We start from the raw sequence: 13,762 nt of genomic DNA, 5'->3' as shown, positions 1-13,762 counted from the left end.
CGGACGGAGGAGGTTTGCGTGTCGCTCGCATGGTATGTCTGAAATTTCCATGCGAAAGCACGAAAATTAGCCGGAGTCGCATGGAGTTAGTGGCATGCGCCATGTTTTCTTGTGTATGCAACCGATCCTTTGGGGGGATGCTCAGCCCTTCGCGAGGATGAGCGAGCCTCGAGCCGTCAGATGGGCCACAATGGTGAGGTGACTGAGAACTTCGGCGACGCCCGGGAGCGTTGGAACGAGATAGCCCCCCTCGTGTCTTCGGCCCAAAGGGCCTATCATTCGGGCGACGAGCCGATCGTCACCGACGAGCACTACGACCGCCTCGTCCGGGAATTGCGGAGACTCGAGGCGGAGCATCCCGAGTTGGCGGTCGATTCCTCGCCCGCCCAATCCGTCGGCGCCCCCGCAGCAGCGGGCTTTGAAAACGTCGCACACCTCGAAAGGCTCTACTCGTTGCAGGACGTCTTCACCCTCGACGACCTCAAGGAGTGGTACGAGGGAACCGCCGGGGCCGCGAGATGCACCGCCGAGGTGAAAATCGACGGTCTCGCCGTCAACCTTCGCTATGTCGGGGGCGAGCTCGTCGTCGGCGCGACGCGCGGCGACGGGGTGACAGGGGAGGACGTCACTGCGAACGTTCGCACCATTTCGTCCGTGCCGCAGTCGTTGAGAGGGGATTTCCCCGACGTCGTCGAAATTCGGGGCGAAGTCTTTATTCCGCTCGCCAAGTTCGACAGCTTCAACGCGCGGCAGAGGGCCGCCGGGCTCAAGGAGTTCGCCAATCCCCGCAATGCCGCGGCCGGATCGCTCCGGCAGAAAGACCCAAAAGTGGCGGCCGAACGTCCGTTGGATTTCATCGCCCACGGCGCCGGGCGCATCGACGGGACGTCCTCGGCCGTAGACGAGAAGTTGGCGAGCCAAAAGGGCCTCTACGAGCTTTTCCAGGAATGGGGTGTGCCCGTTTCCCCGTATGTGCGGCTCGTCTCAAGCTGGGACGACGTCGAAGGATTCGTCCGCGAGTACGCCGATTTGCGATCTGATCTCATTCACGGCATCGACGGCGCGGTCTTCAAAATAGACTCGCGCGCCGAACAGGAGGACTTGGGGGCCACGTCGCGCGTGCCCAGGTGGGCTGTGGCCTACAAGTATCCGCCGGAGGAGGTCGAGACGCGGCTGCTCGACATCAAGGTGCAGGTGGGGCGCACGGGGCGCGTCACCCCCTTCGCCGTCATGAAGCCCGTGACGGTCGCCGGGTCGACCGTCGCGCAGGCGACGCTCCACAATCCCTCGGAGGTCGCGCGCAAGGGCGTGCTCATAGGCGACGTCGTCGTCGTGCGAAAGGCCGGCGACGTCATTCCCGAGGTCCTCGGCCCCGTGAGCGCGCTGCGCGACGGGAGCGAGCGCGAGTGGACGATGCCGTCCGCCTGCCCGTCGTGTGGAACCGAGCTGGCCCCCGCCAAGGATGGAGACGTCGACATCCGCTGCCCCAACGCCCGCTCGTGCCCGGCCCAGCTGGCCGAGCGCGTCGCCTACATCGGCAGCCGCGCGGCCCTGGACGTCGAGGCGCTCGGCGAGGAGACCTCGCTATGGCTGACCGATCCCGAGCGACGCCGCCCCGATGCGCTCATGGCCTTCGCCGAGGGGCGCAAGCTGTACATCGAAGGCGAAGGCGGCCGCACCCGCGCGGTCTGTGCGCCAACGGAGAAGCTGCGCGAACTCGGCGTCGTCGACCACGACGGCGCGATAATCGACTCCGAGCATATCGTCGCCCCGGACGTCCAGCGAAGCTTCGGAATTCCAGCCCCCCAGACGCCGGCGCTCTCCTCGGAGGCGGGACTGTTCGAGCTTGTCCCCGAGAGCGTCCAAGACGTGTGGATATGGCAGGAGGTCCGGGTCAAAGGCGAGCCTACGGGCGACTTCCGCCGGGTCCGGGCGGCCTGGACGAAGCCGAAATGGCGCCGTCCCCAGGGCAAACCAGCCGAGCTCGCGTCGCCTTCGAAGCCGGGAAAGATGATCGAGCTCGTCGTCGCAGAATTGCAGGCCGCCCGAACGAAGGAGCTGTGGCGAAAGATCGTCGCGCTGTCGATTCGGCACGTCGGCCCGACTGCCGCGAAGGCGATCGCTTCGTCCTTCGGCTCGCTGAGCGCGGCCAGGGAGGCCTCCGTTGAAGAGATGGCGCAAATCGACGGCGTCGGCCGTGTCATCGCCCAGTCTTTCCTCGACTGGTTCGACGTTCCCTGGCACACCGAGATCGTCGAAGCCTGGGAGGCCGCCGGTGTGGTTTTCGCGGACGAGGCCGCCGAAAGGCAGGAGCTTCCGCAGACCCTGAAGGGGATGACCGTGGTCGCAACCGGGGCGCTCGCGGGGTACACCCGCGATTCGGTCAAGGAGGCCATTGAGGCTCGGGGCGGCAAGGCCGCCGGAAGCGTCTCGAAGAAGACCGCGGCCGTCGTCGTCGGGGCAAATCCCGGGTCCAAGGCTGCGAAAGCGGAAGCGCTGGGCGTGCCGACGCTCGACGAGGGGCAGTTTGAAGAGCTCCTTCGCACCGGCGAGATTCCGACGGGGCCGTCGCAGACGTGAGGGGCGAATCGTCCGTACCGGCGTCTCCCCCGGAACGGGAGCCCGCTCGGAAACCGACGCACATTCCTAGAAGGGCGCCCGCTCGGAAACCGGCGCCTAGATCCAAACCGGCAGGCTCTTGAAGCGGTCTGCTTTTACAGCAGCGGCGCCAGAGGGCGCAGCACCGTCTCGAGAACCCTGTCGCGCCTTCCGCGCGCCTGCCACTGCTCGAGGGTCAGCTCGTGCGAGTTGGCGAGATCGACCTCGAATATGCGCTCCATGGCGGCGGCGAATCCGGGGTCGAAGACCTCGACGTTGATCTCGAAGTTGCCGCGAAGCGAAAGCCTGTCGATGTTTGCCGTGCCGACGGTGGACCACCGTCCGTCGGCGGTCATCGTCTTGGAGTGGACCATTGCCTCTTCATAGAGGAAAATACGCACCCCCGAGCGCAGAAGGCGCTCGTAATGGGGACGCCCCGCCCAGTCGCCGACGATGTGGTTCGAGTATTCGGGAATGAGCACTCGGACGTCGACGCCTCGGCGCGCGGCGTTCGTCATGGCGATGAGCATCGGCTCCTCGGGTATGAAATAGCCCATCGTTATCCACACACGGACGGCGGAGCGGTTGATGGCGTCCATGTACAGGGCGCTGATGGGGAAGACATTGAGGGCGGGAGTGTTCATGACCGCGCGGACGGTGGCGTCCCAGTCGGTCACGCCGTCGTCGGCGATGGCCGGATGGTGCTTCTTGCGGTAGTCGTTCCACATGTCGATGAAGGCGTCGTCGAGCTCCCAGGCGGCCGGCCCCTCGATTCGCACGTGGGTGTCGCGCCACTCGTGGGCGTAGAGCGTGCCGATGTTGTATCCGCCCACGTACCCGATGCGCTTGTCGACGGTGAGGATTTTGCGGTGGTCGCGCCCCTTGTCGCGCGCGCGGCCGTTGAACAGGCCGGGGCGGACGAAGGGGAAGAGGAGCGTGTGCAGATGCTCCATCTTGGGCAGGCGGCGGAAACGGGGATCCTGATTGGCGTTGCCCCATGTGTCGATGATCACGTAGGTGTCGACTCCTCGCTGCGCCGCTTCAATGAGGGCGTTGCGGAACTCCGCGCCCGTCTCGTCGGCTTTGATGATGAACCATTCGAAGAAAATGCGGTCCTTGGCGGCGCGGATGTCGGCCAGCATGGCGTCGTAAAGCTCGCGGCCGTAGGTGAAGATCGTCATCGAGTTCGGTCCGACCTGCGCGTTTTGCGGCGGAAGGTGGGGGAAACGGCCCGACTGGGGCGCCCTCTTCTTCCGCATGGCGTCGATGACGCTGACAGTGGCGATTGCGGCGGCCTGCGCGGCAACCGTTCCCAAAACCCACCATTTGGCGGCGGAAAGGACATGGCGCTGCTTGGGGCCACGGAATTTTCGCATGGTCCAACTGTATAGAGAGAGACGTCGTTTTTGCATCGGCCGCTCCGTGAAAAACTACCCCGGACGCACCCCGGCGAGTTCGCTTGCAACCGCGTAATATTGAACGCATGTCGTCTTTCTCAGTTGACGAGGTTGCACGTCTGGCCGGCCTCGCTCGCATTCGCCTCACCGAAGGGGAAATCGAGCGAATGGCCGGGGAACTCGACGTGATCGCCTCCGCCGTAGCCAAGGTCTCCGAGGTCGCCACCCCCGACGTTCCGGCGACGAGCCATCCCATCGCGCTGACCAACGTCATGCGCGCCGACGTCGTCGTTCCGACTCTCGATCGCGACGAGGTTTTGGCCGCCGCCCCCGCGTCCGAGGACGGAAAGTTCCTCGTCCCGCAGATCTTGGGGGAGGAGTGATGAAGGATCTCCTCAAGCTCTCCGCCGCGGAGATGGCTCGCAAGCTCCAGGCGGGCGAGACGACCTCCGTCGAGCTGACGCAGGCCTGCCTCGACCGGATCCACGCCGTCGATGAGCGGGTGCGCGCCTTCCTTTCGGTCGACGACGAAGGCGCGCTGGCCGCCGCCCGCGACGTCGACGCCAGACGCGCCGCGGGCGAGAGCCTCCACCGCTTCGCCGGAGTGCCGATTGCGGTCAAGGACAACATGGTCACCCGCGGCAAGCCCACGACCTGCGCGTCGAAGATACTGGAAGGCTGGCTTCCCCCCTATGACGCGACGGTGGTCGAAAGGCTCCACGAGGTCGGCCTGCCGATCGTCGGCAAAACCAATATGGACGAATTCGCGATGGGGTCCTCCACGGAGCGCTCCGCCTACGGCGAGACGCACAACCCCTGGGACCTCGACCGCATTCCGGGGGGATCCTCGGGAGGGTCCGCTGCGGCGGTCTCGGCCTTTATGGTTCCGTGGGCGCTCGGCTCGGACACCGGCGGCTCCATTCGCCAGCCCGCCGCTGTCACTGGGACCGTCGGAGCGAAGCCGACCTACGGGGGCGTCTCGCGCTATGGCCTCGTCGCCATGGCCTCCTCACTCGACCAGATCGGGCCCTTCGCCAGAAATGTCGCGGACGCCGCCGCTCTCCAAGAGATCGTCGGGGGGCACGACCCGCGCGATTCGACGTCGCTCAATGCGCCCGTTCCGCCTTTCGAGGAAATCGCCGCCGAGGCGGCCTCTTCGGCGAAGCCGCTGGAAGGCGTGCGCGTGGGCGTGGTCAAGCAGCTGGGCGGCGAGGGTTGCCAGGAAGGCGTCGTCGCATCCTTCCAGGAGGCGCTCAAGACGATCGAAGACCTGGGCGCGCAGGTGGTCGAGGTTTCTTGCCCCTCGCTCGAGTACGCGCTGGGGGCCTACTACCTGATTATGCCCGCGGAGGTCTCCTCGAATCTGGCGCGATTCGACGGCATGCGCTACGGAATCCGCGTCGAGCCGGAGGAGGGGCCGGTCACCGCGGAAACGGTCATGGCCGCAACGCGAGGCGCGGGGTTCGGCCCGGAGGTCAAACGCCGGATCGTCTTGGGGACGCACGTTCTGTCCTCGGGTTACTACGATGCTTATTACGGCAGCGCCCAAAAAGTGCGCACGCTCGTACAACGCGATTTCGACGCCGCCTTCGGCGAAGCGGACGTGCTCGTTTCGCCGACGTCGCCCGTGACCGCATGGGAATTGGGCTCCAAACTGGAAGATCCCCTGGCGATGTACGTCCTCGACATTACGACGATTCCCGCGAATTTGGCCGGAATACCAGGGATTTCCATACCCAGCGGGCTCGCCGACGGCCTTCCGGTCGGGCTTCAGATTCTTGCGCCCGCCCATGCTGACGCTCAAATGTACCGGGTCGCAGGCGCCGTCGAGGCGGGGCTTGGAAAACCGCTGGCTGAAAGCTGCCCGGCGGCCGGATGGGAGGAAAAGTGATGGAAGAACTCATGGATTTCGACGAGGCGGTCGCCCGCTTCGACCCCGTCATCGGGCTTGAGGTCCACGTCGAGCTCGGCACCGAAACGAAGATGTTCGACGGCGCCCCCAATGCCTTCGGCGGGGACGCCAACACCTATGTGACTCCGGTTTCGCTGGGGCTTCCCGGCTCGCTTCCCGTCGTCAACGCGAAGGCCGTGGAGTACGCGATCAAGATCGGACTGGCGCTCAACTGCTCAATCGCATCCTCGTGCCGATTCGCGCGCAAGAACTACTTCTATCCCGATCTGACGAAGGCCTTCCAGACCTCCCAGTCGGACGAGCCGATCGCCTACGAGGGCCACCTCGACATCGACCTGTCCGACGGCTCGTCCTATCGTTTCCCGATCGAGCGCGCGCACATGGAGGAGGACGCCGGAAAGAACACCCACGTGGGCGGCGCCGAGGGAAGGATCCAGGGGGCGGACTACTCTCTCGTGGATTACAACCGCGCGGGCGTGCCCCTCGTCGAGATCGTCTCGCACCCGGCCACCGGCGTGGGAGCGAAGGCCCCGCAGATCGCCGCTTCCTACGTTCGCTCCCTGCGCGACGTCTTCCGCGCCCTGGGGGTCTCCGAGGCCAGAATGGAACGAGGCAACGTCCGCGCCGACGTCAACGTGTCGCTGCGCGAAGGGCCCGATGCTCCCTTCGGCACCCGCACTGAGACGAAGAACGTCAACTCCTTCAGAGGCATCGAGAACGCCGTCCGGTACGAGATTTGCCGACAGGCCGCCATCCTCGCAGCCGGCGGGACCGTGGTCCAGGAGACCCGCCACTACCACGAGGGCGACGGGACGACGTCGGCGGGCCGCGTGAAGTCCGACGCCGAGGACTACCGGTACTTTCCCGAGCCCGACCTCGTTCCCGTGGCCCCGGACCTCGCATGGGTCGAGGAGCTCAGGGCGGGCATGCCTGAGCTTCCCGCCGCCAAGCGCCGCCGCGTGAAGGTCGAGTGGGAGCTTACTGACGAGGAGCTGCGCGATCTCGTCAACGCCGACGCCGTCGATCTCGTCGAGGCCACCGTGGCCGCGGGCGCGAGTCCCTCCGGCGCGCGTAAGTGGTGGATGGGCGACATCGCCCGGCACGCCAAGGAAGCCGACGTTGAGCTGCGGGATGCGCCGGTCGCCCCCTCGGACATAGCCGAGCTCGACGGCCTGGTTCGCGACGGCAAGCTGACCGACAAACTCGCCCGTCAGGTGCTCGAGGGCGTGCTCGCGGGCGAAGGGACGCCGTCCGAGGTCGTTTCGGCTCGCGGGCTGGAGGTTGTGAGCGACGACGGCGCCCTCGTCGCCGCGGTCGACGAGGCCCTCGCCGCAAACCCCGACGTGGCGGAGAAGATCCGCGGCGGAAAGGTCCAGGCCGCCGGGGCCATAGTCGGCGCGGTGATGAAGGCGACCGGCGGCAAGGCCAATGCCGCGAGGGTGCGCGAGATCGTCATGGAACGCTGCCAGTAGCGCGATCGGCCCGGCTCGGCCGGGTCTGCCCGGCCAGGCCGGGATGTTCCGAATGGAGGTCCGCTGCGCCGTCGCGCGCCGGAGGCGATTGCCTCGGCCGTCTCGTCAGTCCTGTTGGGATTCTAAAGGCCGTCTTCGGCGCCTGCCGCCATCGCATGCGCCGAAGACGGCCGCGTCGAACCCCTGCATTCCCGCGCCTGTCCTCGTTCCGGCGATCCTCATTTGGGAGGCTTGACCTCGGTTTTGCCGTTTGGCTTTTGGGTTCGGGGTTTATATTCTGATTGAAAGTCTTTGAGGTCATTTCGAGGATTATTCTTTACCAAATTATGACAAATATGGGACAAAGCCAAAGAATTCCAGTAGTCTAGTCCCCATTCGGCCACATAAGGGAAGGGGCTGCGATGTCCGCCGACACCTATCAGTTGCTCGCGATCTTGCTCTACTTCGCCGTCATGCTCGGCATCGGCTACTACGCATACCGTCGCACCGCGAATGTGGACGGCTATATGCTCGCCGAGCGTCAGCTGTCTCCGGGCATCGCCGCTTTGTCGGCCAACGCCGCGGACATGTCCGGCTGGCTGCTCATGGGATTGCCCGGGGCGATCTACGCCGCGGGGCTCATCAAGGCGTGGATAGCGATCGGACTCACGGTCGGGGCTTGGTTCAACTGGCGCTTCATCGCACCGCGCCTGCGGGCGTATTCGGAGGTCGCGGACAATGCGATCACGATTCCGAGCTTCTTCGCCAAGCGACTCAAGCGGAACTCGCGGCAGCTGCGCATCCTGGCGGCTCTGGTCATTCTCGTCTTCTTCACCTTCTACGTCTCGTCGGGAATGGTCGCCGCGGGCAAGTTCTTCGTCAGCTCCTTCGGCTGGAACTACTTCGTCGGAATGGCCGTCGTCGCCGTCGTCACCCTCGTATACACCCTTTTCGGCGGTTTCTTAGGCGCCACTCTGACCGACGTGGCCCAGGGCCTCCTCATGCTCGCCGCGCTCATAGCGGTTCCGATCGTCACGATCTTCGAACTCGGCGGATGGTCCGAGGCAACGAGCCGGATCACCGACGTCAAGCCCGAGGCCTTCAACCTCTTTTCGGGTTTCTCCAACAACGGCATTTTGTGGATCGTCACGGCAATTTCGACGTCGGCCTGGGGGCTGGGCTACTTCGGACAGCCCCACATCATCGTCCGATTCATGGCGCTGCGCAGCCCCGGCGAGGCGAAGACCGCTCGCAGAATCAGCCTCTTTTGGATGGCCCTGAGCGCCTCGGGCGCGATCTTCACGGCCCTCATCGGAATCGGCTACTTCGCAGGCGATCCTGAGATAAAGCTCGGAAAAGGGGAATCCGAGGAGGTGTTCCTCGTCATGAGCCGAATCTTCTTCCACCCCTTTGTTGCGGGGCTCGTCCTCGCGGCGGTGCTCGCTGCGATCATGTCGACGATGTCCAGCCAGATGATCGTCTGCGCCTCGGCGTTGGTGGAGGACCTCTACTCGTTGATGGGCCGCAAGGTCTCAGCCAGGAATCTCCTGATTCTCAGCAGGCTCAGCGTCCTCGGCGTCGCAATCGTGGCCGCCCTCATGGCTCTCGACCGAAACTCGGCCATCCTCCAACTCGTCGAGTTCGCCTGGGCCGGCTTCGGCGCGGCCTTCGGCCCGATCGTCATCCTCTGCCTCTACTGGAGGAAGCTGACGCCTACGGGCGCACTCGCCGGGCTGGTCACGGGCGCCGTCACCGTTTTCGTATGGGCCAATGTGGACTTCCTCAAGGCGAAGATGTATGAGATCGTCCCCGGCTTCCTTCTCAATCTTCTCGTCGCGGTCATCGTGAGCCGCCTGACGTACACCGAGGACCCAGAGGTCGACGCCGAATTCTCCCGCATGGAGGCCGCCGTGAAAGAGGCCTGACGCGCTGCCCGGTTGGCGGCTTCACGTTCGGTCGTCGTCTTGTGCGCTGGTTGGGCAGCCTGGCGTTCGGTTGATGGTTTCACGTTCGGTCGTCGCGTCGTCTTGGTGCGCTGCTTGTTGGTGCGCTGCTTGACGGCCTGGCGCCCGGTTGGCATTTTGACGCGTCGTTTGGCGTTCGGTTGTCGCGGCTCGGCGCGTCAATCCGTCGGATCCCGTGCGGGCCTTTGACGACGGGCCTTGGCCCCGGAACAAGTCTCGTCTGTGACGTGTCCGAGGTCCAGACGTCGACGGAACGGGCCTTGGCGCCGGGCGACGTCCGCCCGTCGAATCTCCCGCCGAGTCTGACCGCTTGCGTCGTTTGGAGCCTTGCCCAAGCTTGACCCTGACACTGTGACAGGGTCTTTCCTTGGGACGAGGAGGTACTTTATGAATACGACCAATGCATCCCCACAGTCCGAGTCGTCTGTGCAGTCCGAGTCGTCTCCGCAGTCCGAGTCTCTTCAACAGCCTCCGGCGTCGTCGGCATCCTCGTCTCTTCCGCCGTCGCGAACGGCATCCCAACGAGAAACCCATCTCGCGGAAGCTTTGAGCGCGTCGAACTCTTCGACTCGGCTGAAAGCAGCCTTGGCGGCGGGCTCGCGCGCCGACCCGAGCGGCTGGAGACGCTCGTCGAGCGTTGCGCGGTCGAACCGGATTTCTTTGTGCGAGACATGCTGTCCTGGGCGCTGACCCGCCTGCCGTTGGAGGCCGTTTTACCCCGGCTCCGCAGAGAACTGGGCTCCCAATGCCGACAAGCTCGCAGCCAGGCGTTGCATACCCTTTCGAAGATCGGCGACAAGAGCGCCTGGGGTTGGATCACCCGCGACATGCTGCGCGATTCCGACGACGAACTTGCCCGGACGGCGTGGCGCTGCGCCGTCGCCCTCGTGCCGGAGAGCGAGAAGAAGACGTTCGGCGGGGAACTGGCGGGCCAGCTTGGCCGCGGGGACCGCGACGTCCAGCTGAGTCTGAGCCGGGCGCTGATCGGCCTCGGCGACGCCGTTGAGCCCGCTCTGGGCAAGGCCGCTGAAAGCTCGAATCCCGCGAAGGCGGCCCACGCCCGCGCCACGGAGTCGCTTCGCCTGGATCCAGAGCCGGGCTTCGACGCGGCGATTGAAGAGGCCAAACGCGCCATTGCCTTGGATGCCGGCGGCGTGTGGCCCGACGCCGCGCCGGCGGCCGAAGCCGAGGCGAAGAGGCCGCAGGGCACGGCGGAGAATGCGGAAGGCGCCGCCGCTGAGGCGAGACGGCTTCAGGAGGGCGCGGATTGCTGATCGGCGATGTGGCCCGCTATACCGGCGTCAGCGTTCGGATGCTTCGACACTACGACGCCATGGGCCTGGTGCGGCCGACGGGCCGCACCATCGGCGGCTATCGGGACTATTCGGACGACGACGTGCGGACGATTCTTCAGGTGAAGACCCTCCGTTCTCTGGGGCTCACGCTCAAGCAGATTGGACGCATTCTGGAGGACCCCGGTCGCGCGCCGGCCCCCTGGTCGGCGACCTCGTTCGTCAGACGGAGGAACGCCTGGATCGGGAACGCGAACTGCTCGACCGGCTCCGGACGATTGCAGCATCCAGGCCCGCTGATTGGCAGGAAGCCGTGCGCATCGTCAAACTCGTTCGGGGTCTGGGCTCGACCAGCGCCTCCCGCAGGCAGCAGGCCGTGCTGTCCTGGCCGGCGGATGTGGCGCCCCCAGTGGATCTGCTGGTTAGAGCGGTCCTGTCCGAATCTGATCCAAACGTCGCCGGAGCCTTGCAATGGGCGCTTGCTCGCTCGGACGGCGACGTCGTCGCTGGGCTGCGCACGGGCGCCCAATCCGACGACGTCGACATCCGGCGTCGCGCCATACTGGCGATCGCCGCTATGCCGGAGGCGCCCGGCGCCGACGTCGTCCTTGTCGGGGCTCTTGGCGATTCGGATGAGACTGCGCGCAAGCATGCGGCTCTGGCGTTGGGGCGGCTGGGCGAGGCGGCTGCCATTCCCGTTCTCGTCGATATGGTGGCCTACGGCGTCAGCGATGTGGAGGCGGCCGAAGCGCTGGAGAGCTTGTCTCGCATTCCGGTGTGCGCGAGGTCGGTCGAAGCCTCCGTAGCGGGCAAGATGAAGGATGTGGCGGCCGATTCGGCGGCGCGGCAGCGTCTTGCAGAGGCGCTGGCGAGTTGTGTCGGGCCTGGTATGGCGGATCCGCTGTGATGTTTGAGCGGTGAGGAAGGCGTTGCGACAGTCACTTGATGACGGCAATGAAGCGATTGCGTGTTTGACATGAAATTTTGAGGGATGATGGCGAAACGGTTTTGCGGCTGTTTAAGGAGAAGCGCAAGGCCATCGGATTCCCGAGGTGTCATTCCGTCCTCGGGGAGGCCTGCGCAGTGGCCCACGATTGGGTCCCCGTGCGATTGAGAGCATCCGCTTCCTGTCAAAACGGCGGAGGCCCGCGATGTGAGAGTTTCTTGCGTGTGCGCGGAGACCGTTGCCTTCGCCGTCGCGAACGCCCCGACGTCTCTGAGATTCTGGTGTGGGCGCGGAAACCGTCTACATCCAAACCGTGTCGAACTTCCGCAAGGCGTCAGCTCCTGGGTGGAAAACAGTTTCGTTTGTTTGGCGGCAGAATGTTTATATTCATTGATTGGGTGCCGTCTGGTGCATAAATTAAGGAGAAAAGCCGTGATTGTCGTCGACGGAAGGGTGGACAGAGAAAAGCTTGTTGAGTTGATGAGGCAGGGCGAGCAGACCGAACTTGAATTCAAGTCGACGCTTGATTTGAAAGACAGGCAGAAGCCCGATCGTCTCAATTTCGTCAAGGACGTCGTCGCGTTGTCGAATCTTCCCAGGGGAGGCTACCTGCTCATCGGCGTGAAAGACGACGGGACGCCTGTTGGGATGGGCGACGTCAATCGGGACGACTGGGACGGGGCATGTTTGCAGGACATTGTGCGCCCCTATATTGAAGGGCAGATCCGCATTGTGTCTCAGATTCACGAACTCGACCAGGGAGCGGTTGTGCTTTTGTACATTGCCCCACATGGCGACGGGTTTCCTGTCCCATTCAGCAAACAAGGAGAGTACACGCCGAAGGGAGACAAACGGCAAAAAAAGGTGTTCGACGTCGGTCAGCTGCTTGTCCGCGAGGGCGCCCAGAACGTTCCTTTGCGACATGCGCATTGGCCCACCCTTCTTAAAAGGCATGACGAGATGATTCGCCGACAGGCGACAGAGCATCTCGATTCTTTCCTGTTCGAGCTCACCGCCGTTCTTCGCTCGAGCAGGGAAAACAAGGAGGAGGCACTCATGCCTTTGTCGATCGGCCTTTCCGATTCCGCTTTCGAAGATGCCGTCAATAGTCATCTCGAGAGGGGACGTGACCAAGACGTTTCGCTATTCGTCAGGACTGTGAGCAACGGAGCGGAAGAGGATGCGGATTCGATTCTTGACAAGTTGACAATGGTGGCGGTCCTCGCCTTGTATCGTGAGAAGCGCGAGGTGGCGTGCAGGGCGATTGACGCACTCTTTGATGTTTACGAACAAGCGGGAGAGTGTGCGGGAGAATGCAATGCGAAGATTCTTCTTGAGATTGTCAACCGCCTCTACGTTATCGGAAGTGCGGCAGTTCGCCTCAAAGCATGGAGCATTCTCTCTTGCTTGGTGATTAAGTTCCCGAGGAACAATCTCAAGCCTGCGAAGCCTGTGGTCTGGATTCGAGACGGACAGGTGCGAGCTATCCGCGCCGGGCTCCTCTCATCAGAAAAGCAAGGGGCTTATATGCTCCCGGCGGCACGCCGTCTGATGGTTGAGCATGCGCCAATGCGGCCTGACGTGCCTGAAAGTCTCCTGCCCGACAATCATGCCGATCTAAAGGATGACGATGTTCTTCTGAATTCCCTCGCTCAGTTCGACATCCTGCACTGTCTTATCGTCGCCGCTGAGACCGGTGATCCTAAAGCGGCGTATCCGGCTTCGTCGGCGTTGAAAGGTTGCAGGGCCGCCCCTGCCCTTCAATGTGTCGCAGTCGACGGCGCCGTACGGCAGGAGCTTTTCGCGGGCGCAGAGGATTCCGTCGTTGCCCAAGCGATGAAAGAAGTCTATGAGCTTGCTTTCCGAGAATCGAAGGAATTTCCTGAGGACGGTTTTGGTAATTGGAATCGGGTGCCGCCGCCTGAGGTGGACGCCTTTATCCGCGAAAACGTGCGGTGGGGCGGTGGGCGTGTTGGGGAGGATTTTCAAGCTCCATGATGACGTCGGTGGCGGGGGCATCTGGCGGGGGGTCGCCGGTCTGGTTTGCGGTGGTTTCTGTTGTGGTGGTCGGCGGGGTTGCGTGGTCCGGTAGTCCCTCAAGGTTGCGTGGTCCGGTGGTCCTTCGGGCTTGTCTGTGGGGTTGTGTGTGGGGTGGGCGTCTTTGTCCGCAAGAGCGTGGGTTGTGTGGGGTGTGTGGTGGGG

Annotated in this window: 9 protein-coding genes and 1 pseudogene; 9 read left to right on the top strand and 1 reads right to left on the bottom strand. The window is 64.1% G+C overall.

What is annotated here, in order from left to right:
- Window positions 1-198: 198 nt before the first annotated feature.
- Entirely contained in the window at window positions 199-2,580 is a 2,382-nt protein-coding gene (gene ligA / locus A4H34_RS07935) for an NAD-dependent DNA ligase LigA (protein ID WP_231871002.1), read from the top strand.
- A gap of 134 nt (window positions 2,581-2,714) precedes the next feature.
- On the opposite strand, the gene A4H34_RS07930 is transcribed toward ligA, so the two are convergent.
- On the bottom strand, window positions 2,715-3,974 hold the full coding sequence (locus tag A4H34_RS07930; RefSeq protein ID WP_009200216.1) for a phospholipase D-like domain-containing protein: 1,260 nt from the start codon (window positions 3,972-3,974) through the stop codon (window positions 2,715-2,717).
- Window positions 3,975-4,081: 107 nt separating this feature from the next.
- On the opposite strand from A4H34_RS07930, the gene gatC reads away from it, so the two are divergent.
- The 8 genes and pseudogenes from gatC to A4H34_RS07895 all read left to right on the top strand — a co-directional run bounded on the left by gatC (window position 4,082) and on the right by A4H34_RS07895 (window position 13,558).
- Window positions 4,082-4,378 (top strand): Asp-tRNA(Asn)/Glu-tRNA(Gln) amidotransferase subunit GatC, encoded by a 297-nt coding sequence (gene gatC, locus A4H34_RS07925; RefSeq protein WP_009200217.1) that lies wholly within the window; start codon window positions 4,082-4,084, stop codon window positions 4,376-4,378.
- The gene (gatA, locus tag A4H34_RS07920) at window positions 4,378-5,886 is read left to right on the top strand and encodes an Asp-tRNA(Asn)/Glu-tRNA(Gln) amidotransferase subunit GatA (protein ID WP_064231743.1); all 1,509 of its coding nucleotides are present in this window, start codon (window positions 4,378-4,380) and stop codon (window positions 5,884-5,886) included. The genes gatC and gatA overlap by 1 nt, the downstream gene beginning before the upstream one ends.
- Window positions 5,886-7,379 (top strand): Asp-tRNA(Asn)/Glu-tRNA(Gln) amidotransferase subunit GatB, encoded by a 1,494-nt coding sequence (gatB, locus tag A4H34_RS07915; protein ID WP_064231742.1) that lies wholly within the window; start codon window positions 5,886-5,888, stop codon window positions 7,377-7,379. Before gatA ends, gatB begins: the two co-directional genes overlap by 1 nt.
- A gap of 401 nt (window positions 7,380-7,780) precedes the next feature.
- The gene (gene putP / locus A4H34_RS07910) at window positions 7,781-9,283 is read left to right on the top strand and encodes a sodium/proline symporter PutP (RefSeq protein WP_064231741.1); all 1,503 of its coding nucleotides are present in this window, start codon (window positions 7,781-7,783) and stop codon (window positions 9,281-9,283) included.
- Window positions 9,284-9,993: 710 nt separating this feature from the next.
- Window positions 9,994-10,596 (top strand): HEAT repeat domain-containing protein, encoded by a 603-nt coding sequence (locus tag A4H34_RS07905; RefSeq protein WP_064231740.1) that lies wholly within the window; start codon window positions 9,994-9,996, stop codon window positions 10,594-10,596.
- Window positions 10,597-10,604: 8 nt separating this feature from the next.
- Window positions 10,605-10,781 (top strand): annotated as a pseudogene (locus tag A4H34_RS11610) (MerR family transcriptional regulator); the annotation flags it as partial.
- A gap of 146 nt (window positions 10,782-10,927) precedes the next feature.
- Window positions 10,928-11,521 carry a HEAT repeat domain-containing protein gene (locus A4H34_RS11415; RefSeq protein WP_064231739.1) on the top strand — a complete coding sequence of 198 codons (594 nt, stop codon included), beginning with the start codon at window positions 10,928-10,930 and terminating at the stop codon, window positions 11,519-11,521.
- A gap of 471 nt (window positions 11,522-11,992) precedes the next feature.
- On the top strand, window positions 11,993-13,558 hold the full coding sequence (locus A4H34_RS07895; RefSeq protein WP_082903160.1) for an AlbA family DNA-binding domain-containing protein: 1,566 nt from the start codon (window positions 11,993-11,995) through the stop codon (window positions 13,556-13,558).
- Window positions 13,559-13,762 lie beyond the last annotated feature (204 nt).

This window comes from Peptidiphaga gingivicola (assembly GCF_001652275.1).
GTDB classification, from domain to species: Bacteria; Actinomycetota; Actinomycetes; order Actinomycetales; family Actinomycetaceae; genus Peptidiphaga; species Peptidiphaga gingivicola.
The sequence above is the reverse complement of the archived record's forward strand: the minus strand, read 5'-3'. Positions and strand labels throughout refer to the sequence as shown.